This is a genomic window from Paenibacillus sp. JNU01 (assembly GCF_059130585.1).
This window is the reverse complement of the sequence record NZ_CP169723.1, coordinates 4,370,346-4,396,235: the sequence shown is the minus strand read 5'-3', so window position 1 is coordinate 4,396,235 and position 25,890 is coordinate 4,370,346. Positions and strand designations below refer to the sequence as shown.

Genomic DNA, 25,890 nt, shown 5'->3' with positions numbered 1-25,890 from the left:
GTACAAGCATTTTATCTTATAATTTCACTCGCGTCTAATTGAATTCCTTGTCCTTCCATAACTGAACTCCATTCGAAGGTCAGGTCTTACTAAAGTGTCAGGTTGCCTGAGATTACGGCATGTCTCGCGCCGGTTACTGCCGGAAGTGTATTGGTTCTGCCCATAAGTGCCTCATGGCCAAGTAAAGCAAATCCAATGGCTTCCCGTGCATCATCCGGTATGCCGTAATCTGCTGTTCGTTCCAAACGGATCTCCTTTGGAAGTCTGTGACGGATCATCTCCATTAACGTGGCATTGGAAGTGCCACCACCGCAGGCGAGCATGGCCGATATGTGCACTTTGGGCAGGATAAAATCCTTCACTGCACGTACGATGGTCTCTGCGGTCAGACAGGTGGCAGTAGCCAGCGTATCTTCCAGCGTTAAGGAACGTGCTGCGGCCATCTCCATCAGTCTCACTGCATACGCGGCGCCATATACTTCCCGCCCGGTACTTTTCGGCGGGAGTCGTTTGAAATACTCATCCTCCAAACACAGGTCTACCAGACCCTGATCGACCTTCCCCTGTGCGGCAATGCTTCCACTCGGATCATAATGCTGCCGCCCGTCCGTTGCCTGCCGCACAATGGCATCCATCACCATATTGCCCGGTCCCGTATCAAAAGCCGAAATACCTTCGGTAGATGACTCGCATGGAAGCACCGTTACATTTCCAATGCCGCCGATATTCTGCACCAGCCGCCCTTCCGTCGGACTGCGGAACATCAGAGCATCCGCATAAGGCGTAAGCGGAGCACCCTCCCCACCAGCCGCCATATCCCTTGCTCGCAGGTTGCCAATCACTGGCAGTCCTGTCCGTTCTCGAACGACAGCACATTCACCGATCTGCAATGTCGATACCACATCAATACTTGCTCCCGATGGACCTGGAAACGCAGATGCTACAGGAGCATGCCATACCGTCTGTCCATGCATGCTAATCACATCCACCTGCTGCGTTGAGATACCGGCAGACTGCATCAATTCCGTAACACTATACGCATACCACTCCGATACACCAAAATGCGCGGCTGTCAGCTCGTCGACACGAGCAGTCCCCGGTGAACATAACCGGATCAGTACGTCTCTTAATTCATTCGAATACGGCACACAGACGAAATCAACCAGCTCGATCTCCTGTAATGCACCGCTCATATCGGTTTGAATACGCACCAGCGCTGCATCCGTTCCGTCCAGAGATGTCCCTGACATTAGTCCGATGACCAGATGCTCCTGCTTCAAACGATACTTCTCCCACATCGGATAGCTGCCTGTATCCATCCATTTCCAACCTCCTGCAAGACCCGATGATCACGTCATCTGCCAACATTTTACCCAGTATATGATATAAAATTTCACAAGTCAAACTGTATGTGAAATTAAATTACATACGATAAAGGTTAACCACTCTCTATGTATCTTTTCCTACGTTCTCCGATTTGTAGACAGATCGGCACGCCAAAACAGGCTCTCGCCCTCAGCGAAAACCTGTTCATTCGTCAGTAGACACTATATATAATCGAGCACACTAAAGATCAGAACCAGCCCTGCAATGCACATCATCCAGGAGAGAACTGACCCGGACTGTTCCTCCAGTTTTCTTTGCAGCTTTTCCACGATCCCCTGTATCCTGGAACCCAGCCATGTATGCAACACATAGATCACAAGGGGTGGCGTGATCATGATTAGATTATATCCAATAAGAATGAGTATCCATCCCGTTATTGGAAGTCCCTCCGTGATCATCAGACTTACCGCAGTATAATAGGGAAGAGCGGTTCCTGCTTCCAACAAAAATGTAGAGATGCCCATGACAAGTAATCCCTTGAACCCCGTGGAACGGGGAACTTGATATTTCTTTCTTCCACCTGCCTTCGGTTTGACCCAGAAACTCCCTGTAAAGAGTATTCCTCCTACGATCAAAAGGGCCCAGCTCACAACTTTATGTTGAAAAAATGACGTGAAGATTGCTTGTAACAGCTCCAATCCTACCATCAGTAAACAGCCCAGGACCAAGTATAAAAACATGACGGTCACTACATAGATCATGAGCCGTGAGCCAAAACGCCGGTTCTCTTGAATCATTAAATATAACGTTACACCGATCAGCGCAGGACTTAATGTATCCAGTAGTGCAAGTCCCCCAATATAAAAAAGTAATTCAGCCTTCATGAGTAGGTCCACTCTTGTTCTCCATAAAAATATCATAAGCCGCTTCCATATAATTGAGCAGGTCTGGCTCCAACGGATAAAATCCAAGCTCATTGGATGCTTGAGTAGATTTTCTGGCATCCCACAGTTTATCCAAAAAAGCGTCCTCTCCCCCAAATTGTTCCTGCTGCTTCTCCAGCATACGACGAATTACATTCTGGACTTTATCGTCATTAGGGGCATTATTCATCTGACTTTTCAACTGGCCAATCAGTGCAATCCATTCCAGAGAATCGGGATCATTACCTTGCATACGGGGCAGTTTCTCCCATAATTCCAGCTCATCATGGCTAAAGCTGTTTTCTTTATATGATCGTAGCCTGTCCATATTTGGCTTGGAGAGCTGAATCAGCTTCTCAAGCGTGTCTTGCTTATTACCTTGCTCCATTATAAGGCTGTTTAACATTTCTCTCAGAGATGAGGCCATAGAATTCAACCGCTGTTGTTCTTCTATAATATAGGAAAGTTGATTCCTTAGAGACTGTTCCCAATTCCATGACTCATCAGTGAGCATCTCCCGAATTTCTTTTAGCGAGTAGCCCATATTTTTGAAAAATTGAATCTGCTGTAGCTTCTTTAAATCGTCTTCTACATATAATCTGTGCCCCCCTTCCGTTTTGGAGGAAGGACTTAAGAGGTCGATCGAGTCGTAATATCGTAATGTTCTCACTGTCATTCCCGTTCTGTGCGCGAGTTCATGAATATGAATATACAATGCGTTATACACCTCCTACAGCTCACATATCATTTTTCTTTTTCCTGTCTATCATCGTATATTTCAACAGATAGCCTACCCCCAGCCCAATTAACACACCTGGAAATACATGATTCATGATTAGTCCTATACCTGCCCCGATAATAACACAACTATATATGAGAATATCTTCCGTTTTCATGATTATTACCCTCCTTTGCCCTATATAACTGAATTCGTGACCATTATACATAATGACGTTACGTCAACTTCAACCCCTATTTTTTCGGAAAACACCTTGATCCTGACGTTACGTCATCATATAACATGAAGTCATACAAAATTCAAATTCATACCGGAGGTGATCTGATGACAAAAGTTATTTCCTTATGCTTCTGTCTGCTCTTTGTTTTAACATCCTGCAGCTTATCCAGTAGCGCCATTACCGACACACAAAAGGCATCCCTGAATTCCATTGACCTCATCTCAATAGATAATGGGAGTACTCCAATAACCGTGGAGACTGTACCCGATATTACCTCTCTGGAAGTATCAAGTAACGCATATGATCATAAACCCGTTTTTAATATGGTCCGCGGACACAGAGACGTAAGGATCTCTGCAAGTAAACATATGGTTCGGATCTTTAATCTGGCGAACACACCTGTAATCACGGTTAGAGTCCCACTTCATTATGAAGGTGATCTGCGTATTAACAGTTCATCCGGAAAAGTCCAGATCAACCATATCCAATCCAACTTGTGGGTTGACGGGACTAGTGGCTCGATTGACATAAATGCGGACCGTATTCTCTCCAACATTCACCTTGTTTCAACGAGCGGTAATATAACACTGAACGTAATGGAAGAAAATCCGAATGTGAACTGGACCATGGAATCTCGAAGTGGAAGACGTTCTCACTCCCTCGACTTGCAGCAGATTAGTGATAACAAACACACCTCCAAAGGCACTACAGGGCAAGGGAAATATCAAGTCCATATCCGCACCAAATCAGGTAATATATCGATTCAATAAGACATGTCTATCTTGCAATACATTTTAATTGAAAAGACAAAAAGAGGCGCACAAAGGCGCCTCGGATGTACTAAAATCAGATGTGCAACTATTAAAAGAATAACTCATCTCCCGGAGACAACGCATGGATATCAGCTTCCGCAGATGAACCTTCAACAAGCAAACCTTGTCTCAACCGTTCCGTCTCCGCAAGGTCAGTATGCACAAGCACGGTATGCCGTGCCGATATCCGGCCCAACATCTGCTCCACATCCCTCCAACCCTGATGAACTTTGTAACGCAATTTCCTAACTTCACATTTGCCATACTCTTCTGGATTTCTCAATAACTCATCGGCAAAAGTTCCGGCGGCAACATGCCCGGTGAGCAGAATCAGATTTTTCTCATCCGATGCCCATTTCTCATAGTACCAACGTGCAAGCGAGGACTGCATCATGCCGTCCGGCACAAACCATAGGGAAGCATGATGTTGTTCCAGCAACTGCAGACGCTCTTCTTCGGTAGATGTCTTTGCCCAACCTTCTCCGCTCAGAAAATGATCGATGCTGTCCGCAGGCGAAACTTCCCCAATCCGCTCTTCCGTCCTGAGCCAATAGGGAACACGATGTAACTGTGTCATCCCATCCACCAGTTTCTGTTCCACAATCATGGGGATGTCCTGAAAACATTGCTGCGCCCACAGAATAATCTCCTGGCCGCGGCCCACCGCAGGCATGGGTAATAACACCTTTCCCCCCCGAGCAATCGCACTGGTGATCGCGCTCTCCAGTTGTTGCAGTTTATCGGCCTGCGTATCCTGGTCCGTACCATAGGCAGCATCTACGATCGCCAGATCAAGCTTAACCTGGGATGAGTCAGTCATGGATGCCATGGCTTCTATACTTTCTCTCCTGTACATTTGTTCGGTAAGGATGTTGCTGTGTATCACTGCAGATGAGCTTAGTGCTGTCTCTGATCCGGTAGATCCTGTAGCAGCAAGGGTTTGAGCATATACTGCTTGATCAACCAGCGTTTCTCCCATAGCTTGGCCCATTACCAACTCGCTGGCCTGTTCGCTGTTCGCATCCGTTTTTGCATTGGGCGCGTTGGAGTTGGACATATCCTGAAGGCTTTGAACTGGAGCAGGAACAACCCCTACACAGCTATGGCGATTCAGGTCTGCCCGCCGGAATCCGTCGGCCACATCGTCATCCTGTAGAAACATGGACTCTGACGTATAATCACCGGAGTACAGGATCCGCTTGCCCTCCATCTCCAGACCGAACCAGACCGAACCCGCCAGATGCCCGCTACGCCCCCAGACTGCCGCCACCCCAGGTATGATTTCAAACCAATGGCCTCGCTCTGCTTCGTTCTCCAGGAACCTGTATCGAATACGCTGCTCATCAACTTTATCATATGGTATTACATGTCCTGCACGTTCCATGCTGCTGCGCCATGCCCGAAAATACGTACCCAACTGCTCCCTCGTCTCCCTTGTCGTCCACACTTCACCCTTGTAGCCCATCTTATACAGCAGTGGGATGGCGACGGAATGATCTTCATGGGCGTGAGACAAGAGGACCGCGTCCAGTTGTGGTACAATCTCCGGATCAATTAGCGGATACTGGCCCGTGCCTTCTTTTTTGACACCACAATCCAGCAAAAGGTGGAACCGGCTCCCCCTCAGGAGATAGGCGGAACGTCCATGTTCCCCTGCACCGCCCCATACGTTCAGTTTGATCATGATGCATTCCACTTTCTCTTTGAATTCAGCAGTTCAATTCCAAGCAGCATCAGCACCGTCATGCCTACAGTCACAACGGCCATCGCCATTCCGAGTGATACCTGACCTTGTTCAAACTGGGCAAAAATATACGTCGCCGACGTCTGCATGGACGGCGGAAGAATCAACAACGAACCTACCAGCTCTCGGGTAGCAATCGTAAAGGTCATCATCCAGCCGGCCAGCATGCCGGGCAGAATCAATGGGATCAGGATTCGCCGCAGAATATACAGCGGCTTCCCCCCAAACACTTGCCCAGCCTGGAACAATGTTCCGTCAATCTGGGTAAAGCTCGATTTTACATACTGCACGGTGTAAGGCAAGAAGAGAACAACGTACGTGAGAACAACCATGCCATAGGTGTTATACAATGTGACAGGCATCCAGGGTGAGTTCCAGAAGAGAATCAGACCCACTACCATCACGATACCCGGCACCGTATTAGGCAACAGACTGAACAAGTCAATCACACGCTGCATGAATGAAGATGATCTGCCGATCGCGAGCGCAAAACCCGTACCAATAACAACAGCAACGGTTGAAGCCGCGAGGGATAGACCGAGACTGTTCCCGATGGCCTTCATACTCACTGATCCCCAAGATAAGAGCTCTTTGTAATGATCCAAGGTGAGATTATCAAAAGCAATTCCCGATCCCCGCAGCTTCATGGTCGAAGCGGCAATGATGGAGAAATACGGAATACCTACCGACAGGATCAACAGGATCGCAAGATACACCCCGCACAACCATCCGGCTCCGCCGCGTAGAGAATATCGTTTCGAACGTTGCCCTTTGCCACCAACCAGACGATATGTGAACTTCCGACTCATGGCAGACTGCATATACCACATCACCAGACAGACGGACAGCAGCACCGATGCCAGTGAAGTCGCCTTGCCGAAGTCAATCGGCCAACTGGAGATGTACTTATGAATTTCGGAGGTCATGACATAATAGCCAATTTTGCGCCCGAAGGTTGCCGGTGTACCGAATTCCGCAATCGTTTTGACAAAGACCAGCATGATCCCCATGCCGTAGGACGACAACAATAAGGGTAAAATAATGCGTCTGAAACGGTACCCTGCACGTGCACCGTGCACGGCTCCCGCTTCTTCCAGATTGCCGCCGATGCGAATCAATGCATCCCGAAGCAGCAAGTACAGGAAGGGGAACAGGTGCAAGCTCATGATGAGCACCATACCCCAGAAGCTGAAGAACATTTCACTCCAACTCGCAGATGAAGGTATCCATTGCTGGAGGTATCCCCCTTTTTGCATAAACAGAATCCATCCCATGGAACCGATATACGGCGGAGTCATGAATGGAATCATCAGGATGACATCGACCCAGCGATGTTCTCCCATCCGGGTCTTTGCCATCATCCAGGCGAGCGGCAGTGCCAACAATGTAGTTACCGCCACCACGCAGATGCCAAGCCAGACGGAATTCAGCAGTACACCCGACAGATGATGTCCCGTAATCGTGCGAATCGGTGCCATCCAGTCCCATTGTCCGTCCACATAGACACTTTGCCAGAAAATCAGCAAGAGCGGCACGCCAATACTTATGGTCAGCAGAAAGAGGGCCAGAATCACGCCCACTCTCCGAAAAATACGGTTGTTGTCCATTCCAACAGGTTTCACTACGTTCACCTCACATGACTTTCCACAGACAGCAGGTATGATTTAGACGAATAGAATGAAGTATTTCGATCTATACCTTACTTATTGAAAGACGTTCTTTGGATTTATGCAAAAGTACTCTTATTTAAACGTCTCGGAAAAACGTGCTGCTGTCTCTTCGCCATGTTCGCTCATCCAGTTCCAATCCACTTTAAGTTGTGGGATATCCTTCACATTGGCACGGTTAGTCGCTTCAATATCTTCGCGGCCCGGGATTAGATAAGCATCTGTAACAAGCTTCTGTGCTTCGTCAGACAACAAGTAGTCAATGAACGCTTTGGCATTCTCTACATTCGGACTGGATTTTAGAATTGCTGCCGGTCTTGGGCTGATTACCGTGCCTTCTTCCGGATATACGATATCCAGTGGTTCACCTTTTGCCTTGGAGGAATACGCCATGTAGTCCACACCTGCGGCTACGATGCTTTTGGCACCTGTAATAACGGGATCAAGTGCCTCCTGATTGGCTCCTGCCATCGCTACTCCATTGGCTTTGTAAGCACTCAGCAGATCCCATCCTTTTTCACCATTCGCACTCAGGTATCCTGTGATGAAGTCGAGTGCTGAGCCTGATAATGTAGGGTCGGGAATGTTTACGGCATCTTTCCACGCAGGCGTAGCAAGATCTGCCCAACTTGTTGGCGGGGTAGATACCAGTTTGGTGTTATACACAATACCCAGTGCGGAAGCACTGCTGCTAAAATAGTTGCCTTCTGCATCCGACCAGTCCTTGTTCAGCTTGTCCGCATTGGCTGCTTCGGGGTAAGGCATCGTCAAACCATCGGCTTTCAAAGCCTGTGCTGAAGGCAAGGAGGCCAGGATTACAACGTCTGCTACCGGATTGGATTTCTCAGCTTCCATACGAGCCAGAATTTTGCCTGTTGTTCCCTGGAACATTTCAACTTCGATCCCTGTTTTGTCTGTAAATCCACTCACGATGTTATCGGCCAGTTTCTGTGGGCCAGCACTGTACAATACCAACTTGCCGCCAGCCGGTTTCGTTGTTTCCGCCGCCGCTGCTGTGTTTCCTTCACCCGCGGGTTGTGCCGCATTGCCTGTGGTTGTGTTACCCGTACTACATCCGAACAAACTGATACTCATTACCGCAGTTAATAACAGCATTGCACTCTTTTTCCGTGTTTTCATCCCCAACATATTCATCCATCTCCCCTGGTTTCCTGATTAAGTTGTTCAACCTGTAGTGCTTTTGATTGCATTCACACATCAATTCATCCCTAATTAGCTGCTGCGATCACTTCACGGTGATTCACTGTTTCGACATCCTGTCCATCCATGCGGCATATCCACTCGGGAGCAACATAGAGCTGAGCCTTCTCGCCTACGCGTACTCTTTGGTTCATATAGGCTGTCCATACGCCGAGCCCTTCCATCTGCACCCGCACTTCATAGCGTTCACCTACATAGCTGACGCTGAGTACAGTTCCCGGATAACACAGATCGTCATGACCTGTTTTGTTCCAGGTGACATGCTCTGGACGCACCATCGATTGATTAGGCGTGAGCCAGTTGGACTTTCCGATAAACGAAGCGACATACGGATCACTTGGCGCCGAGTAGATCGTTTCCGGGCTTCCTTTTTGCAATATCCGCCCCTTCTGCATCACCACAATCTCATCCGACATCGACATCGCTTCAATCTGATCATGTGTGACGTACAGCGCAGTCAGTCCCATATCCCGTACTAAGGACATCATCTCAATCCGCATCTCTTCCCGAAGTACAGCATCCAGTGCACTTAGTGGCTCATCGAACAGGATCACACCAGGTCTGACGGCTACGGCTCTGGCAAAAGCAACCCGTTGCTGCTGTCCACCAGACAGCTGATGAGGATATCGATCTTCCATGCCTTGCAGGCGAACCATGCCAAGGGCTTCATTCACCTTTTGCCGCAGATCGAATTTCTGTTTTCCGGCCTTCAGGCCAAACGCTACATTTTCATATACGGTCATATGCGGCCATAATGCAAAATCCTGAAACACCATGCCCAGATTACGCTTGTGTGTTGGTATATCAATCCGCTTCGCCGCAGAGTAGATATACTCACCATCTGCACGTATCTCCCCCGCATCCGGCTGTTCCAGCCCGGCCAACATGCGGAGTAGTGTTGTTTTGCCACAGCCTGATGGGCCAAGCAGTGTCGTGAACTTGCCATGTTCAAGCGTTAGATCTGTCGGCAGCAGTGCGGGTGTTTGATTAAATGATTTCTGAATTCCCGTTATCTCTAATTTCATAAGCATCCCTGCCTGTCTTCTGTTACTTGATCTCTTTTGTTACTTCATCTCTTGCACTGTTCTCAGTCTAACGTCCGCTTTCGCGAGTTGTATGTCTTGTATGTAAAATTGGAATTAACTTTTTAGATGAATTCTGTTGATGTTCATAGATTAAATCTATAGTAGGTGAACTAAATTAATTTTCATGTTTTCGCTTCGATTACAGCACCATCTTCCGATCGCTGTTATCCCCAGATTTCTTATATTCCCTTTATGAAGGGAGAAATCCGGGGATAAAGGCGAAGCATATGCTTCCGAAGTAGCTTTCTTCCAGAAAGCTTTTGGCTTCGCTTCTTCAGATTGGTTCTGTACTCTCCGTCTTTATGAAAAACATTAGATCATCTTATATATTGGGGTTAGTAGAAGTGAGAGGAGTGTTGGGACATTGAATCTGATCAAACTGCAAATTGTTGAACTAATCGATAAGCATCATCACATGACAAGCGTGGCAGAGTTACTGGGGATCAAACAACCAACCGTTACATTTCATATGAAGTCATTGGAGGAAGAGATGGGCGTGCGATTATTCGAATCGCGCAGTGGGAAGACCTTTCTAACCGAGGCCGGACAAGCCCTGCTCCACTATTCCGTCAAAATCAATGCCCTGACCCAAGAGGCAAGGCGGGTAGTAAAAGAATATGACAGTCTATATCGGGGCACTCTGCACATTGGGGCAAGCTATGTACCAGCTACATATCTGCTGCCCGCTATACTCAATACCTTTTCTCAAGAATTCCCTGGCATTCGTATCGTCTTATCCGTCAAACCATCACCCGTTATTCGCGAGATGTTAATTCGGCATCAGATTGATCTGGGGGTGATCTCTTCTGAGCCGTTTGTCGGACCCGCGCTGCAAGCTGAGACGTTATGTGAGGATGACTTGGTATTAATCTGCTCTCCACAGCATGGGTTGGCCCAGAAGGAACCATTGACGCCTGAGCATATTGCTCAGATCCCATTTGCCCTACATGGCAACGAATCCAGTACTCGGCGACTAACCAACCAATGGCTCGCGCAACATGACATTCGTTTGAGGAGTACGGTGGAGATGGATTCCCTGGAAGCCATCAAACAGCTTGTGTTAATTGGGGGGCATGTCTCGTTCATGTCACGAATGGCAGTACAGTGGGAGGAGCAGCACGGGCTCATTCAGGTTCTTCCCATTCCGGGAGAGCAGGCACCGCGCCATATATATACCGTACATAACAAGGACCGCCATCCTTCAGTTCAAGTAAATCGCTTCAAAGAAGTGCTGCGAGAGGTGAGCTACGGCTTCCCTGTTTCCATAGCGAATTCCCCTGATCCTCTATAAACTATCGTTTGCCATTCATCAAATCTATGCAGGGTTAACGCAATGTGCGTTCCCCGTTAATCGCGTTCAGATACTCGGACGATAAAGTGGGAGCTGTACGTTAATCCAGATTAGGAGAGTGATTGGTTTTGAAAAAGTGGAAAAAGGTAACTGCCTCATTCATGCTGAGCATCGTAACATTGGGAAGTGGATTGACGTTTCTGGGAGCACCCCAGGCTTCAGCTGCTGCCAATGCTGTTCCTGCTTATGAAGTAAAGTTTCTAGCCAAGCCGGAACTCGTATTGAATACAGATGGGACACCACGCAGTGAAGTCATTCAGACCCTCGGCCTGAGTTCCACGCCAAGAAACATTAACGTAGAGTACTTTGACACCAATGCGCTCGGACTGGATGAGCAAGGATGGAATGTTCGTTTTCGCAAGAAGGATGATAAAAACAACTACGAACTGACCTACAAAAAACGATACCCTGTCATCAATGGTGATATCAACGCAGCGCTGACATTGGCTAACCAAGAAGGATTCGATAAATCGGATGATAATTACGAGGCTGAGATCGATTGGGGATATGGCAAACAAACACTAAGCTTCTCCAACACGAAAAAGGTCGATACCAACGCAACAGGTGTTCAACTTCCTTCAGAGCAAGAAGCCTTGAACATGTTACTGGACAAGCTCCCTGGCAAATTGAAAAACTGGTCTGCCTCCAACTGGGGCAAGCAGCAGCTGACGCAATCCCGTGCATATGGCCCGATCACATTCCAACGTTATGAAGGTACATGGAATGGTCAAGAACTTACACTCGAAGTATGGCCGATCCGTAATGCAGCAGGTACAGGTACTGAAAATATCGTAGAGGTCTCTTTCAAAACCGATGATGCTGTAGCCGTATCGGGGCTGCGTACCCAACTGCTGCAATTGCTGGAGAACAACAACTGGCTGATTCCGGCCGATGGCTTGAAGACACAGACGATTCTTGAAAGATACTAATTATTCGTCATCGTACTAATGAAACATCACAAGCTCCTCTTCCTGCGTTCATCGTAGAAAGCGGAGCTTTTGTCGTTCCTTGAATTAAGTGAATTAAGATACTTATACAGTAAGCTAATTTAGAGTTCACTAATTAAGAGTGTAAATGACTAATACAAAAAGAGCCCCTGCAATAAGCAAGGGCTCTTTCAATATATCTAGGAAGCGGGTGATGGGAATCGAACCCACGCTATTAGCTTGGAAGGCTAAAGTTCTACCATTGAACTACACCCGCATAATAAAAAAAATCGGGATGACACGATTTGAACATGCGACCCCCTGGTCCCAAACCAGGTGCTCTACCAAGCTGAGCTACATCCCGATACTTATGAAAATAATGGCGCGCCCTGAGAGATTCGAACTCCCGGCCTTTTGATTCGTAGTCAAACGCTCTATCCAGCTGAGCTAAGGGCGCAAATATGGAGCGGAAGACGGGAATCGAACCCGCGACCCTCGCCTTGGCAAGGCGATGCTCTACCGCTGAGCCACTTCCGCAAAACATATGGTGCGGTCGAGAGGACTCGAACCTCCACGGGGGGTTAGCCCACACGGACCTGAACCGTGCGCGTCTGCCAATTCCGCCACGACCGCAAAATATAATGGTGAGTCATGAAGGGCTCGAACCTTCGACACCCTGATTAAAAGTCAGGTGCTCTACCAACTGAGCTAATGACTCAAAATAATGAAATGGCTGGGGATATAGGATTTGAACCTATGCATGACGGAGTCAAAGTCCGTTGCCTTACCGCTTGGCTAATCCCCATTAAAAAAATCATGGGGCGATCGAGGGGAATTGAACCCCCGAATGCCGGATCCACAAACCGGTGCGTTAACCACTTCGCCACGATCGCCATAGAGTAAGCCATTCATCCACTAAGAGTATCTTAGTATTAACAACTGCATCTATAATATACATTCAATTACAAATTCAGATGTAAGTACTAAAAATGGTGCCGGCGAGAGGACTTGAACCCCCAACCTACTGATTACAAGTCAGTTGCTCTACCAGTTGAGCTACACCGGCATGGTGTATATTTAATTAAAAATGGCGGAACCGACGGGATTCGAACCCGCGATCTCCTGCGTGACAGGCAGGCATGTTAGGCCAACTACACCACGGTTCCATAATACTTTCTCAAGGAAAGTGAATTGCGGGGGCAGGATTTGAACCTGCGGCCTTCGGGTTATGAGCCCGACGAGCTACCGGGCTGCTCCACCCCGCGTCGTTAAAAAGATAATATGGTGGAGGCTGAGGGGATCGAACCCCCGACCCTCTGCTTGTAAGGCAGATGCTCTCCCAGCTGAGCTAAGCCTCCATAATATGACCCGTAGGGGATACTCTCACTTCGTTCGAGACTGCGAAGCAGCTGCTCACGAGGTATATCCTCCGACGAACCTTTGGGATTCTCATCCCTTGTTAAAGCAATAGGTATTGCTATGACCCGTAGGGGATTCGAACCCCTGTTACCTCCGTGAAAGGGAGGTGTCTTAACCCCTTGACCAACGGGCCTTGCTAAAAAAATTATCTGGCGGAGAGAGAGGGATTCGAACCCTCGAGACGCTTGTGACGCCTACACGATTTCCAATCGTGCTCCTTCGGCCAGCTCGGACACCTCTCCATATGGCTCCCCGAACAGGGCTCGAACCTGTGACAACTCGATTAACAGTCGAGTGCTCTACCAACTGAGCTATCAGGGAATGGTGGAGCCAAGCGGGATCGAACCGCTGACCTCCTGCTTGCAAGGCAGGCGCTCTCCCAGCTGAGCTATGGCCCCATACTCTGGTTTTTTTTGTTGTGGTCTTGCTATGGGCCCTGGTGGACTCGAACCACCGGCCTCACCCTTATCAGAGGTGCGCTCTAACCAACTGAGCTAAGGGCCCTAATATATATCCCTTATTCCTTGACAAGGGGGGCAAAAAAAATACCCCAAAGGGAAATCGCTTGGCGGCGTCCTACTCTCCCAGGACCCTGCGGTCCAAGTACCATCGGCGCTAGAGGGCTTAACGGTCGTGTTCGGGATGGGTACGTGTGGAACCCCTCCGCCATCGCCACCAAACGCATAGCTTACATTTCAGAGATCGTTCTCTGAAAACTAGATTCGAAACGAAACATGCGAATTACAACTTGCATATTTGGATAAGCCCTCGACCGATTAGTACTGGTCAGCTCCATGCATTGCTGCACTTCCACCCCCAGCCTATCTACCTCGTCGTCTTCAAGGGGTCTTACATACTGGGAAATCTCATCTTGAGGGGGGCTTCACGCTTAGATGCTTTCAGCGTTTATCCCGTCCGTACATAGCTACCCAGCGGTGCTCCTGGCGGAACAACTGGTACACCAGCGGTACGTCCATCCCGGTCCTCTCGTACTAAGGACAGCTCCTCTCAAATTTCCTACGCCCACGACAGATAGGGACCGAACTGTCTCACGACGTTCTGAACCCAGCTCGCGTACCGCTTTAATGGGCGAACAGCCCAACCCTTGGGACCTACTTCAGCCCCAGGATGCGATGAGCCGACATCGAGGTGCCAAACCTCCCCGTCGATGTGGACTCTTGGGGGAGATAAGCCTGTTATCCCCAGGGTAGCTTTTATCCGTTGAGCGATGGCCCTTCCATGCGGTACCACCGGATCACTAAGCCCGACTTTCGTCCCTGCTCGACTTGTAGGTCTCGCAGTCAAGCTCCCTTATGCCTTTGCACTCTTCGAATGATTTCCAACCATTCTGAGGGAACCTTTGGGCGCCTCCGTTACTCTTTAGGAGGCGACCGCCCCAGTCAAACTGCCCACCTGACACTGTCCCCGCACCGGATTACGGTACCAGGTTAGAACCTAGATACGATCAGGGTGGTATCCCAACGTTGCCTCCACGCAAGCTGGCGCTCACGCTTCAAAGGCTCCCACCTATCCTGTACAGATCGTACCCAAATTCAATATCAAGCTGCAGTAAAGCTCCATGGGGTCTTTCCGTCTTGTCGCGGGTAACCTGCATCTTCACAGGTATTAAAATTTCACCGGATCTCTCGTTGAGACAGCGCCCAAGTCGTTACGCCATTCGTGCGGGTCAGAATTTACCTGACAAGGAATTTCGCTACCTTAGGACCGTTATAGTTACGGCCGCCGTTTACTGGGGCTTCGGTTCACAGCTTCGGGATTGCTCCCTAACCACTCCCCTTAACCTTCCAGCACCGGGCAGGCGTCAGCCCGTATACTTCGCCTTACGGCTTCGCACAGACCTGTGTTTTTGCTAAACAGTCGCTTGGGCCTTTTCACTGCGGCCCCCTCGTGCTATTCACACTACCGGGGCACCCCTTCTCCCGAAGTTACGGGGTCATTTTGCCGAGTTCCTTAACGAGAGTTCTTCCGCGCGCCTTAGAATACTCTTCTCGCCTACCTGTGTCGGTTTGCGGTACGGGCACCTTCACCTGGCTAGAGGCTTTTCTTGGCAGTGTGAGATCATGACCTTCGCTACTACAATTTTCGCTCCCCATCACAGCTCAGCCTTATGATGTGCGGATTTGCCTACACATCAGCCTCACTGCTTAGACGGACATCCATCAGTCCGCGTCACTACCCTACTGCGTCCCCCCATTGCTCATAACGGCTTACGGTGGTACAGGAATTTCGACCTGTTGTCCTTCGACTACGCCTTTCGGCCTCGCCTTAGGTCCCGACTTACCCTGAGCGGACGAGCCTTCCTCAGGAACCCTTAGGCTTTCGGCGGATCAGATTCTCACTGATCTTTTCGTTACTCATACCGGCATTCTCACTTGTATAATGTCCAGCGCTCCTTACGGTACACCTTCAACCCTTATACAACGCTCCCCTACCCCTGATGCAAGCATCAAGCCATAGCTTCGGTGGTGTGTTTAGCCCCGTTACATTTTCGGCGCAGAGTCACTCGACCAGTGAGCTATTACGCACTCTTTCAATGGTGGCTGCTTCTAAGCCAACATCCTGGTTGTCTGTGCAACTCCACATCCTTTCCCACTTAACACACACTTGGGGACCTTAGCTGATGGTCTGGGCTGTTTCCCTTTTGACAATGGATCTTAGCACTCACTGTCTGACTCCCGGAAGTAAGTCTATGGCATTCGGAGTTTGACTGAGCTTGGTAACCCTTGCGGGCCCCGCACCCAATCAGTGCTCTACCTCCACGACTCTGTTTTCCGAGGCTAGCCCTAAAGCTATTTCGGGGAGAACCAGCTATCTCCGAGTTCGATTGGAATTTCTCCGCTACCCCCACCTCATCCCCGCACTTTTCAACGTGCGTGGGTTCGGGCCTCCAGTGCGTGTTACCGCACCTTCACCCTGGACAGGGGTAGATCACCCGGTTTCGGGTCTACGTCCACGTACTACATCGCCCTATTCAGACTCGCTTTCGCTGCGGCTCCGGCTCTTCACCTTAACCTTGCACGGGAACGTAACTCGCCGGTTCATTCTACAAAAGGCACGCCATCACCCCTAAAACGGGCTCTGACTTTTTGTAAGCACACGGTTTCAGGTTCTATTTCACTCCCCTTCCGGGGTGCTTTTCACCTTTCCCTCACGGTACTGCTTCACTATCGGTCGCTAGGAAGTATTTAGCCTTGGCAGATGGTCCTGCCGGATTCATACGGGGTTTCACGTGCCCCGCACTACTCGGGATCCGTCTCGGAGGGAACAGACTTTCAATTACAGGGCTTTTACCTTCTTTGGCGGGCCTTTCCAGACCTCTTCGCTTAACCGGTTCCTTTGTAACTCCATGTGAGACGTCCCACAACCCCAAAGAGCAAGCTCCTTGGTTTGGGCTTCTCCGCGTTCGCTCGCCGCTACTGACGGAATCACTATTGTTTTCTCTTCCTCAGGGTACTTAGATGTTTCAGTTCCCCTGGTATGCCTCTACACAACCTATGTATTCAGTTGTAAGTAACTGGAAATTACCCCAGCTGGGTTTCCCCATTCGGACACCCCCGGATCAAAGCTTGCTTACAGCTCCCCGAGGCAGTTTCGTTGTTCGCCACGTCCTTCATCGGCTCCTAGCGCCTAGGCATCCTCCGTGTGCTCTTAGTAGCTTAACCATATCGCTCGTGTTCGAGCTGTCACTCCGCTTGTTTTGGACTGCGTCCAAAGCCAAAAGTCGTTCCATTTCGATCACTCGCTCATGCAATCTACCGTTTTTATTGAAACTTGTTATACACAAGTTCAGCTAAAAAGGAATGTTCTAATTCGCATTTACTTTCGTTTCGATATCTAGTTTTCAAAGAACAAGCTCCATGCAAAAGCAAGCTGTTTGAGAGTTTGAGCTCTCAAAACTGAGCAACGAGTGAGTTAAAAGCTTTACGAAGTAAAGCTCGCTTCGGAAGCATGCTTCCTGAAGACTTGTATTTGAATGTTTCCACGCGGGAAACGATTCTCCATAGAAAGGAGGTGATCCAGCCGCACCTTCCGATACGGCTACCTTGTTACGACTTCACCCCAATCATCTATCCCACCTTCGGCGGCTGGCTCCTTGCGGTTACCCCACCGACTTCGGGTGTTATAAACTCTCGTGGTGTGACGGGCGGTGTGTACAAGACCCGGGAACGTATTCACCGCGGCATGCTGATCCGCGATTACTAGCAATTCCGACTTCATGCAGGCGAGTTGCAGCCTGCAATCCGAACTGAGACCGGCTTTTTAGGATTCGTTCCACCTCGCGGCTTCACAGCCCGTTGTACCGGCCATTGTAGTACGTGTGTAGCCCAGGTCATAAGGGGCATGATGATTTGACGTCATCCCCACCTTCCTCCGGTTTGTCACCGGCAGTCACCTTAGAGTGCCCACCCGAAGTGCTGGCAACTAAGATCAAGGGTTGCGCTCGTTGCGGGACTTAACCCAACATCTCACGACACGAGCTGACGACAACCATGCACCACCTGTCTCCTCTGTCCCGAAGGAAAGGTACATCTCTGTACCGGTCAGAGGGATGTCAAGACCTGGTAAGGTTCTTCGCGTTGCTTCGAATTAAACCACATACTCCACTGCTTGTGCGGGTCCCCGTCAATTCCTTTGAGTTTCAGTCTTGCGACCGTACTCCCCAGGCGGAGTGCTTAATGTGTTAACTTCGGCACCAAGGGTATCGAAACCCCTAACACCTAGCACTCATCGTTTACGGCGTGGACTACCAGGGTATCTAATCCTGTTTGCTCCCCACGCTTTCGCGCCTCAGCGTCAGTTACAGCCCAGAGAGTCGCCTTCGCCACTGGTGTTCCTCCACATATCTACGCATTTCACCGCTACACGTGGAATTCCACTCTCCTCTTCTGCACTCAAGTCACCCAGTTTCCAGTGCGATCCGGGGTTGAGCCCCGGGATTAAACACCAGACTTAAATGACCGCCTGCGCGCGCTTTACGCCCAATAATTCCGGACAACGCTTGCCCCCTACGTATTACCGCGGCTGCTGGCACGTAGTTAGCCGGGGCTTTCTTCTCAGGTACCGTCACCTTGAGAGCAGTTACTCTCCCAAGCGTTCTTCCCTGGCAACAGAGCTTTACGATCCGAAAACCTTCATCACTCACGCGGCATTGCTCCGTCAGGCTTTCGCCCATTGCGGAAGATTCCCTACTGCTGCCTCCCGTAGGAGTCTGGGCCGTGTCTCAGTCCCAGTGTGGCCGATCACCCTCTCAGGTCGGCTACGCATCGTCGCCTTGGTGAGCCGTTACCCCACCAACTAGCTAATGCGCCGCAGGCCCATCCCCAAGTGACAGATTGCTCCGTCTTTCCAGTTTCCTTCAGGCGAAGAAAACAACTATTCGGTATTAGCTACCGTTTCCGGTAGTTGTCCCAAACTTGAGGGCAGGTTGCCTACGTGTTACTCACCCGTCCGCCGCTAAGTTTCAAAGAAGCAAGCTTCTTATCAACTCCGCTCGACTTGCATGTATTAGGCATGCCGCCAGCGTTCGTCCTGAGCCAGGATCAAACTCTCCAATAAAATATTGAAAAGAGCGATAAGCTCATTTTGAATCTGACGAGATTAAAATCTCAATTGTGCTCCAGTCGATCCAAGCCAAGGCTTGTCTCAAACTTTCGCGTTCATTCTGCAAGCAGAATGTTTACTCACTCGTTGTTCAGTTTTCAAAGATCAAACTTGTTTCGTTACCGAATGTCGTTCTCTTCAGCAACTCTTATATAATATCATGTCCGAACCAACTTTGCAAGCTCTTTTTTTAAGTTTCTTTCGAAGCTTATTTCATTCGCTTGCCGCACCGTGTATCTCGTGTTTTCTTGGCCAGAATTAGAATATATCATGTACAGTTTTACATTGCAAGCTTTTTTTGAAAATTGATAATCACCTACCCTATCGACACAATGTGTAATCTGAAGCGCTCCCGAACTATAGAAATGATTCTAAGCCTCCTCATTAAGCAGCTTCTTATATAATCACCCATTAAACATAACCAGGGAAGCCACTTCCACTGCGATGCAGTGAACAATTGATTGTGGATAGCCCTGGTTTTCGGAGATCCCAGCTTTCTTTTCCTTCTATATAAATAAGAAACTCATTTCTTAGGCACTGCTTACACACTCCACTTCGCTTCTTAGTACCTATAATATGCGCTTACCCAGCAGAGAAGCGATTAATTCCACACCAAGTCTTGCCGTATGTCTATTGTGGTCAAACAACGGATTCACTTCAACCAGCTCCATTGACGTAACTTGATTGGTGGAAGCAAGTATCTCCAATGCGTAATGTGCCTCTCGGTAATTTAAGCCACCCGGTACTGGGGTGCCTACACCTGGAGCTTCCCGCGGGTCCAGACAATCCATGTCAAAGCTGACATGGATACCATCTGTCCCTTTCCCCACTGTAGCTATCGCTTGTTCAATAACCTGTTGTATTCCCATACGGTCAATATCATGCATCGTAAATGCTTGGATTCCCAATCCTTTAATCTGCTCTTTCTCATACTCATCCAGATCACGTAGACCAATATAGACCAAGTTGGACGGATCAATAAACGCGCCTGCTCCAACAATGTGCGACAGATTGTATGCAGTATGCCCTAAGGAAACAGCCACACTCATCCCATGCATATTACCGGACAAGCTGCGTTCTTCCGTATTCAAGTCTGCATGTGCATCAAACCAGATCACACCCAAATTGGAATAGTGGGCTGTTAATCCGGCCAAAGTGCCAATCGCCACACTATGATCTCCTCCAAGTATAAGGGGAAAGACCCCCTCTTCTACCGCAGTCGATACTTCATGACACACCTTCTCACTAACCTGACGTACCTCATTCAAGTGTTTTACACGATTCCGCTCAGTAGGGGCAGCCGGTTCGGAAGGACAATCTACTCGTACTTCTTTGGAAAGAACTAGCCCAAGACTCGTGATCTCCCTCTTCAGTCCAGCTGTAATCAATTCATCCGGCCCCAACTCCGCGCCGCCTCTTGCTCCCCCGAGTCCAAAAGGAACCTTAATGATGGTTACATTACGCCGCGCAGTTTTCTGATCCGTATTATCCGCAACAATAGAAGTATCTTTTATCCCACCATAGACATCATCATCATTTTTCATGTAGGTCAGCTCCTTCATTATCGATCAGAACCTGCTCAATTCTCTCCAGCGCCCAATTAATCTCGGACTCTTCAATTGTCAGCGGTGGAGCAAAACGAATGGTTGTTTCATGGGTTTCTTTACACAGTAGACCCGCAGACATCAATCGCTCACAATAAGGTCGTGCTGATTCATGCAGTTCAACACCAATAAATAAACCCTTACCCCGGATGTCCCGGATGGCCAAACTGCGAATATCACGAAGCTTTTTCATAAAATAGTTCCCCAGACGTTCCGATCGCTCCGCAAGCTTCTCATCTTCAAGAACATTCAGAGCCGCAATAGCCACGGCGCAGGCGAGTGGGTTCCCTCCAAACGTAGAGCCATGAGAGCCCGGCTCAAACAAATCCAGTATCTTCGCATCAGCAGCGATAGCCGAGATTGGCATGACCCCTCCCCCCAGCGCTTTGCCCATAATCCAGATGTCCGGCTCAACCCCTTCCCAGTCGGAAGCAAAACGGCGACCCGTTCTTCCAAATCCGGTCTGGATCTCATCAGCCACAGTCAACACCTTCTGGTTCTTACACAGAGCAAAGGCTTCAGCCAAATATCCATCAGGCGGGATAACGATTCCAGCTTCGCCCTGAATAGGCTCTACAAGAAAACCAGCCGTATTTGGCGTAATGGCCTTTTTCAGCGCCTCAATATCTCCATAGGGAATAATCCGGAATCCAGGTGTGAACGGTCCAAAATCTTTTTTATACTCCACTGAAGAAGAAAATGACGTAACCGTCAGAGTTCTTCCATGAAAGTTACCAGAGCATACGATAATTTCGGCTTGATTCTCCGGTACACCTTTGCAACGATAAGCCCATCTACGTACCGCCTTTACCGCAGTCTCCACCGCTTCCGCTCCTGTATTCATGGCGAGAATCTTGGATTTCCCCGTGAATTGTGAGAGTTTCTGATAAAATAGAGAAGCTGAGCTGCTGTGGAATGCCCGTGATGTCAGCGTAACCCGATCCGCCTGATCCTTGAGCGCCTGTATGATTACAGGGTGTCTGTGACCATGATTTAATGCAGAGTATGCACTTAACATATCCATATAACGGCGGCCTTCTGGGTCTTCCACCCATACCCCTTCCGCCTGTTCAATCACAATAGGGAGTGGATGATAATTAGGTGCAGCATAACGCTCCGACCAATCTATTAACATTTTGGAATCTGACATACATACCCAACACCTTTCCAAAATATTGTATACAAAATACAATATCAATGTATGCGATACCACCACCATTTACGACTATATCCCACTATTTCCACAGTAGCCTACTCCCAGCCTTTCTTCGAACCGAATCCTCCATCAACAGTTATCGGGAAGCAGACAGTCTACGTTCCAACCAAGAGAGCAAGTTGGCCAGTGTAAATGTGATTATAAAGTAGAGGCCGGCGGCAACAAGCAACGGAGCAAGCGGCTGGAACGTAACACCCTGAATCGTTCTGGCTGTGTATATAATTTCAGCTATGCCGATCATGGAGACAAGCGAAGAATCTTTAATGATAATAATGAATTCATTACCGATAGCTGGAAGCATGTTACGAAAGGCCTGTGGAAGTATAATATAGCGAAGTGTCATACCATGAGTCATGCCAAGGGAGCGCGAAGCCTCTGTCTGCCCTTTATCAATCGCTTGAATCCCGGCCCTGAATACCTCCGCCATATAAGCCGAACTATTCATCGTTAGAGCTACCACCCCCGACATAAATGCCGGCAAGTTCACACCTACAACTGTCAGGCCATAATGGATAATAAGAATCTGTACCAGCATCGGCGTGCCTCGGATGAGTTCAATATACGCCGAAGCCACCAATTTAATTGGCCATATTCGGGATAATCGCATTAAAGCCATGATCACACCAAGCAACGTCCCAAACAGAACACCGAAGAAGGAAAGCTCAAGCGTAACCCACGCGCTTCGTGCATAATCCTGCCAATGATCTAATAGAAAGGAAAAATCTAAATTCACGGCATATCCCTCACTCGTCCGGTTTATTCACCCAGCATCTCATTAGCTTCGACGACGAAACGTTCAATATCTCCATTCGTTTTGAGCTTTTCCAATGTAGTGTTGATCTGATCCAGCAGCTTCTGGTTACCCTTCTTCACTGCGATGGCCGAACCACCCTCATCTTCTGCCTGTTCAATCTCCACACCCGCAACAACAAGCCCCTCCTGGTTCTTCACATACTGTTCAGCTACCGGTTTCTCCAAAATGAGCGCATCTACGCGCCCCGTCTGCAGCTCCAAGATCAGTTCAGGTATTTTGGCCAGAGATGTTAGCTTTGCTCCTTCTATTTCCTGAGCAATCCCTTCCTGAATGGAACTCTTCTGTACACCAACCTGTTTACCCGATAGATCATCCACTGACTTTAATGCCGCATCGTCTCCTTCTCTAACAAGTACAGCCTGCTCTGCGTAATAGTAGATATCCGTAAAATCAACATTTTTCTTTCGTTCTTCGGTAGGGGTTAAGCCCGATATTACAAAATCAACCTTATCTGTACCCAGGGCCATAAGAAGGCCATCAAAGTCCATATCCTCAATCTTCAGCTCAGCCCCGAGATCAGCCGCAATTGCCTTGGCAATCTCGATGTCAAAACCTACGATAGTATCTTTACCATCAATGTTCTTATGAAACTCATAGGGTGCATAGTCCGCACTGGTCCCAAGTACAATTACTTTTTTTTCCGCAGAACTACTTCCAGAAGACGATGTAGCATCTGATCCGTTCCCTGTCGTTTTTTCCTGACCACATGCGGACATGATTACAACCAGTAACAGCAGCATCAATGGCAATAGTACTTTTTTCACAAGTCATACCCCTATTCATTTTGGAATTAGTAGCATAAAGATCAATTTGTATACAATATACATAAGACAATATATGGACTTATATGTAAGTAATACTAACAAACATTCTAAGTTATCACAATCATTATTTAAACATTTATACGCTCTAATTCCATAAAATGTGCTATATATAACACGGCACTTACATCCCCTGAAATATGAAGTTTGCTTGCCCAACTTCCCCCTCGGTGTTAAGATGATTAAAACTTGAAACTCCTGAACGGCGCACCCAGCACGGCCTTACACCCATCTAATTATTAACTTTACATAGAAAGGAGGATTCGGTATGGAGGTACCCAAATACCGGTCCTTGAAAGATCACGTATACGATTACATTGCCCAGAAGATTCAGGACGGAACGCTGCTTCCCAACCAGAAGATCAACGAGGCTGAAATATGCAAAAAGCTGGACATCAGTCGGACACCTACTCGGGAGGCCCTCTTCCAGCTGGCTTCAGACAATCTGCTGCAATACATCCCACGCAGGGGATTTATTGTCACTCCTTTTGATGCAGGCAAAAAACTGGAGTTTTCCCAAGCGATTGGTGTACTGGAGGCACTTGCTGCCACACTTGCAGCAGACCATCTCAGACCCTCTGAACTTTTGGAAATGGAAACTCTCGTTGTCCGAATGGATGAAGATATCAGCCAGCTCGATCTTGCTGCCTACAACAAGAACCAATATCAGTTTCATAACCTGTACATTCAGCGATGTGGTAATGCCACAGTCATCGAGATGTTAAACACATTGAAGAACAGCTTCATCCGGCAGTCGTATGTTAGTGATAATAAACCAAAGCTATCTGAGGTACTGCTCGAAGTTAATGAAGAGCACCGACAAATTTTAAGTGCTTTTCGAGCCAAAGATAAGAACCAACTGGAAGCCCTGCTCAAACACCACTGGCGCATTATCGATAATGATATGCTGTAGTACGTTCTGTCTGTAACAAACCAAAGGCAACCCACAACTATTGTGGAGTTGCCTTTTTCCTATTTTTCCTTTTCGATCTCCAACGGTGCTCTGGCCTGAAAAACGGCATACCCCAACTTTTTGCCGTATTTCGCGAGCAACCGATCATTGGTCTGGCTCATTCGCTGCATTTGTTCATCCTCGAACCAATTCATATCGATCTCACGATGTGGATCATGATCTACACCCCATTTTCCCATAGAACGTGAATGTTCTTTGACCTCTACCTTAGTGAAGCCACACTGTTTTAGGCGTTTTCTCCATGTTGTCGCCGTTACCAAGGTTCGTATACCGTAAAATTGCTTTAGTCTGCGAAACATCAATTCGGTCTTCTGGCCGGATAGAACCATCTCCCGATCTACCAAAAGTCCAACGGGCTTCAACACTCTTCTATACTCATTAAGTGCACTCCGCCATGGGGTAAAGATCGTAACCGACTCCACAAATACCATATCAAAATGGTTTTCTGGGAAAGGCAACGATGTTACATCAGCCTGAATAAATCGAACATCCACTCGCTCTCGTCTTGCTCGCCGAACTGCCTTATCCAACATATTGCGATGAAGATCAATGGCTGTTACTTGATATCCACTTTTAGCCAGGTAACACGCAGTCCTCCCAGTGCCACATCCCATCTCAAGAATATGACTACCCAATGGCAGAGATAAGCTATCAAGCAACTTCAGTGTTGCCAAAAATCCTCCAGGATGGGCACTCCCTTCCCCTAAACGAGCCAGCATGTCATGATAATCCACGCAACATCCCCTCCTCACTTCTCCCAGTGTATGGAACAGACTTAAAAACGGCTCCTCCCTATTCGATTTTCCGGGTACTCGTCCATACCAATTCCTCTTCGCTCTACTATGATATACAAACCGTTGAATTCAAGCGGCAACCGCATCTAATGAGGAGGATTTGCATGTACAGAATTAATCGGGTATGTGAAGAAACGGTTTCTCCGCACGTTGGACGTTCCGTTTGTCTTGTTATGAAAGACGGTAAGCATATGTATGGTACACTCAGCCAATGTCGTGATGGCAAAGTTTATTTGAACGGATGTTTCGAGGGACCACGGCTATGTTCAGTCAAGTCCAAACAGCAGTTGGTAAAAGGTAGCAAGAAAAACGCTGTTGCATCAAAGAATGTTAAATCCTCGGCATACGGTCCATATGGATACGGTCGGGGTTATGGCTATGGAGCAGGGATCGAACTGGCTCTGGTAGCAACACTGTTCCTGCTGCCATTCCTATTCATCTAAACTCAAATCTGATCATGGTAAATTTGTAGCATAACAAAGACCCTTTTTGCTTATAGCGAAAAGGGTCTTTATCTTTTTCATACGATACACGTCAATTACAGTATACTTTCTGTAAATGAAGAGACAAAAAAAGGCATTCGCTAAAACGAATGCCGGGAACTTCATATTTA

General features: G+C 48.3%; 18 protein-coding genes, 17 tRNA genes and 3 rRNA genes. 5 read left to right on the top strand and 33 right to left on the bottom strand.

From position 1 onward, the window contains the following. Positions 1-89: 89 nt before the first annotated feature. From NLBNIHML_RS19230 to NLBNIHML_RS19215, 4 genes are all read right to left on the bottom strand, one after another. Positions 90-1,319, bottom strand: coding sequence for an anhydro-N-acetylmuramic acid kinase (locus NLBNIHML_RS19230; protein ID WP_494352530.1), 1,230 nt, complete (start codon positions 1,317-1,319; stop codon positions 90-92). Positions 1,320-1,547: 228 nt separating this feature from the next. Then, positions 1,548-2,210, bottom strand: a complete 663-nt coding sequence (locus NLBNIHML_RS19225; RefSeq protein WP_494352529.1) for a GAP family protein — start codon at positions 2,208-2,210, stop codon at positions 1,548-1,550. Beyond that, positions 2,200-2,964: a MerR family transcriptional regulator gene (locus tag NLBNIHML_RS19220; protein WP_494352528.1), complete on the bottom strand. Its 765-nt coding sequence runs from the start codon at positions 2,962-2,964 to the stop codon at positions 2,200-2,202. The genes NLBNIHML_RS19225 and NLBNIHML_RS19220 overlap by 11 nt, the downstream gene beginning before the upstream one ends. A gap of 22 nt (positions 2,965-2,986) precedes the next feature. After that, a complete protein-coding gene (locus tag NLBNIHML_RS19215) occupies positions 2,987-3,145 on the bottom strand; it encodes a hypothetical protein (protein ID WP_494352527.1) in 159 nt (52 codons plus the stop codon). A 167-nt stretch (positions 3,146-3,312) separates the two neighbouring features. Between NLBNIHML_RS19215 and NLBNIHML_RS19210 the strand changes: the two genes are divergently transcribed. After that, on the top strand, positions 3,313-3,978 hold the full coding sequence (locus tag NLBNIHML_RS19210; RefSeq protein WP_472475054.1) for a DUF4097 family beta strand repeat-containing protein: 666 nt from the start codon (positions 3,313-3,315) through the stop codon (positions 3,976-3,978). A 91-nt stretch (positions 3,979-4,069) separates the two neighbouring features. Here the strand turns inward: NLBNIHML_RS19210 and NLBNIHML_RS19205 are convergent, their stop codons facing one another. The 4 genes from NLBNIHML_RS19205 to NLBNIHML_RS19190 all read right to left on the bottom strand — a co-directional run bounded on the left by NLBNIHML_RS19205 (position 4,070) and on the right by NLBNIHML_RS19190 (position 9,677). Next, positions 4,070-5,704, bottom strand: coding sequence for an MBL fold metallo-hydrolase (locus NLBNIHML_RS19205; protein WP_494352526.1), 1,635 nt, complete (start codon positions 5,702-5,704; stop codon positions 4,070-4,072). After that, entirely contained in the window at positions 5,701-7,371 is a 1,671-nt protein-coding gene (locus tag NLBNIHML_RS19200; RefSeq protein ID WP_494354726.1) for an ABC transporter permease, read from the bottom strand. Before NLBNIHML_RS19200 ends, NLBNIHML_RS19205 begins: the two co-directional genes overlap by 4 nt. 135 nt (positions 7,372-7,506) lie before the next feature. After that, positions 7,507-8,580: an ABC transporter substrate-binding protein gene (locus NLBNIHML_RS19195; protein WP_339239156.1), complete on the bottom strand. Its 1,074-nt coding sequence runs from the start codon at positions 8,578-8,580 to the stop codon at positions 7,507-7,509. A gap of 80 nt (positions 8,581-8,660) precedes the next feature. Beyond that, on the bottom strand, positions 8,661-9,677 hold the full coding sequence (locus tag NLBNIHML_RS19190) for an ABC transporter ATP-binding protein (protein ID WP_339304678.1): 1,017 nt from the start codon (positions 9,675-9,677) through the stop codon (positions 8,661-8,663). Between the two features lie 424 nt (positions 9,678-10,101). Here NLBNIHML_RS19190 and NLBNIHML_RS19185 point away from each other — a divergent pair, with 424 nt between their 5' ends. Continuing rightward, entirely contained in the window at positions 10,102-11,028 is a 927-nt protein-coding gene (locus NLBNIHML_RS19185) for a LysR family transcriptional regulator (protein WP_472475063.1), read from the top strand. Between the two features lie 128 nt (positions 11,029-11,156). Next, complete coding sequence (locus tag NLBNIHML_RS19180) at positions 11,157-12,017, top strand: hypothetical protein (protein WP_494352525.1); 861 nt, start codon at positions 11,157-11,159, stop codon at positions 12,015-12,017. A 203-nt stretch (positions 12,018-12,220) separates the two neighbouring features. Here the strand turns inward: NLBNIHML_RS19180 and NLBNIHML_RS19175 are convergent. The 24 genes from NLBNIHML_RS19175 to NLBNIHML_RS19060 all read right to left on the bottom strand — a co-directional run bounded on the left by NLBNIHML_RS19175 (position 12,221) and on the right by NLBNIHML_RS19060 (position 23,453). After that, positions 12,221-12,291: transfer RNA gene (locus tag NLBNIHML_RS19175), tRNA-Gly, on the bottom strand. A 13-nt stretch (positions 12,292-12,304) separates the two neighbouring features. Further along, positions 12,305-12,378: transfer RNA gene (locus NLBNIHML_RS19170), tRNA-Pro, on the bottom strand. Between the two features lie 16 nt (positions 12,379-12,394). Then, positions 12,395-12,471 (bottom strand) — tRNA-Arg (locus NLBNIHML_RS19165). Between the two features lie 5 nt (positions 12,472-12,476). Next, positions 12,477-12,551: transfer RNA gene (locus NLBNIHML_RS19160), tRNA-Gly, on the bottom strand. An 8-nt stretch (positions 12,552-12,559) separates the two neighbouring features. Continuing rightward, a tRNA-Leu gene (locus tag NLBNIHML_RS19155) sits at positions 12,560-12,647 on the bottom strand. A 9-nt stretch (positions 12,648-12,656) separates the two neighbouring features. Next, a tRNA-Lys gene (locus NLBNIHML_RS19150) sits at positions 12,657-12,732 on the bottom strand. 12 nt (positions 12,733-12,744) lie between these two features. Further along, a tRNA-Gln gene (locus tag NLBNIHML_RS19145) sits at positions 12,745-12,819 on the bottom strand. Positions 12,820-12,831: 12 nt separating this feature from the next. After that, a tRNA-His gene (locus NLBNIHML_RS19140) sits at positions 12,832-12,907 on the bottom strand. A gap of 97 nt (positions 12,908-13,004) precedes the next feature. Beyond that, positions 13,005-13,080: transfer RNA gene (locus NLBNIHML_RS19135), tRNA-Thr, on the bottom strand. 22 nt (positions 13,081-13,102) lie between these two features. Then, positions 13,103-13,180, bottom strand: a tRNA-Asp gene (locus NLBNIHML_RS19130). A 25-nt stretch (positions 13,181-13,205) separates the two neighbouring features. Further along, positions 13,206-13,279: transfer RNA gene (locus NLBNIHML_RS19125), tRNA-Met, on the bottom strand. Between the two features lie 17 nt (positions 13,280-13,296). Next, positions 13,297-13,372: transfer RNA gene (locus NLBNIHML_RS19120), tRNA-Val, on the bottom strand. A 122-nt stretch (positions 13,373-13,494) separates the two neighbouring features. Next, a tRNA-Glu gene (locus tag NLBNIHML_RS19115) sits at positions 13,495-13,566 on the bottom strand. Positions 13,567-13,583: 17 nt separating this feature from the next. Continuing rightward, a tRNA-Ser gene (locus NLBNIHML_RS19110) sits at positions 13,584-13,675 on the bottom strand. A 3-nt stretch (positions 13,676-13,678) separates the two neighbouring features. Continuing rightward, positions 13,679-13,754: transfer RNA gene (locus NLBNIHML_RS19105), tRNA-Asn, on the bottom strand. A 1-nt stretch (position 13,755) separates the two neighbouring features. Then, positions 13,756-13,831, bottom strand: a tRNA-Ala gene (locus NLBNIHML_RS19100). Between the two features lie 32 nt (positions 13,832-13,863). Continuing rightward, a tRNA-Ile gene (locus NLBNIHML_RS19095) sits at positions 13,864-13,937 on the bottom strand. Between the two features lie 59 nt (positions 13,938-13,996). Continuing rightward, positions 13,997-14,113 (bottom strand): 5S ribosomal RNA (rrf, locus tag NLBNIHML_RS19090). Positions 14,114-14,189: 76 nt separating this feature from the next. Further along, positions 14,190-17,116: ribosomal RNA gene (locus NLBNIHML_RS19085) — 23S ribosomal RNA — on the bottom strand. Between the two features lie 342 nt (positions 17,117-17,458). Further along, positions 17,459-19,010 (bottom strand): 16S ribosomal RNA (locus NLBNIHML_RS19080). The 16S, 23S and 5S rRNA genes sit together here with 17 tRNA genes alongside, the layout of an rRNA operon. 614 nt (positions 19,011-19,624) lie before the next feature. Next, entirely contained in the window at positions 19,625-20,599 is a 975-nt protein-coding gene (gene rocF / locus NLBNIHML_RS19075; RefSeq protein WP_494352524.1) for an arginase, read from the bottom strand. After that, positions 20,589-21,809 carry an ornithine--oxo-acid transaminase gene (locus NLBNIHML_RS19070; protein ID WP_494352523.1) on the bottom strand — a complete coding sequence of 407 codons (1,221 nt, stop codon included), beginning with the start codon at positions 21,807-21,809 and terminating at the stop codon, positions 20,589-20,591. The genes rocF and NLBNIHML_RS19070 overlap by 11 nt, the downstream gene beginning before the upstream one ends. 142 nt (positions 21,810-21,951) lie before the next feature. Next, positions 21,952-22,608 carry an amino acid ABC transporter permease gene (locus NLBNIHML_RS19065; RefSeq protein WP_339239150.1) on the bottom strand — a complete coding sequence of 219 codons (657 nt, stop codon included), beginning with the start codon at positions 22,606-22,608 and terminating at the stop codon, positions 21,952-21,954. A 23-nt stretch (positions 22,609-22,631) separates the two neighbouring features. After that, positions 22,632-23,453 carry a transporter substrate-binding domain-containing protein gene (locus tag NLBNIHML_RS19060; RefSeq protein WP_342571624.1) on the bottom strand — a complete coding sequence of 274 codons (822 nt, stop codon included), beginning with the start codon at positions 23,451-23,453 and terminating at the stop codon, positions 22,632-22,634. Between the two features lie 325 nt (positions 23,454-23,778). On the opposite strand from NLBNIHML_RS19060, the gene NLBNIHML_RS19055 reads away from it, so the two are divergent. Continuing rightward, on the top strand, positions 23,779-24,423 hold the full coding sequence (locus NLBNIHML_RS19055) for a GntR family transcriptional regulator (protein WP_036671927.1): 645 nt from the start codon (positions 23,779-23,781) through the stop codon (positions 24,421-24,423). A 59-nt stretch (positions 24,424-24,482) separates the two neighbouring features. Here NLBNIHML_RS19055 and NLBNIHML_RS19050 read toward each other — a convergent pair whose 3' ends face one another. Continuing rightward, positions 24,483-25,217: a class I SAM-dependent methyltransferase gene (locus NLBNIHML_RS19050; protein WP_494352522.1), complete on the bottom strand. Its 735-nt coding sequence runs from the start codon at positions 25,215-25,217 to the stop codon at positions 24,483-24,485. A 164-nt stretch (positions 25,218-25,381) separates the two neighbouring features. Here NLBNIHML_RS19050 and NLBNIHML_RS19045 point away from each other — a divergent pair, with 164 nt between their 5' ends. Next, positions 25,382-25,720, top strand: coding sequence for a hypothetical protein (locus NLBNIHML_RS19045; protein ID WP_342571622.1), 339 nt, complete (start codon positions 25,382-25,384; stop codon positions 25,718-25,720). Positions 25,721-25,890 lie beyond the last annotated feature (170 nt).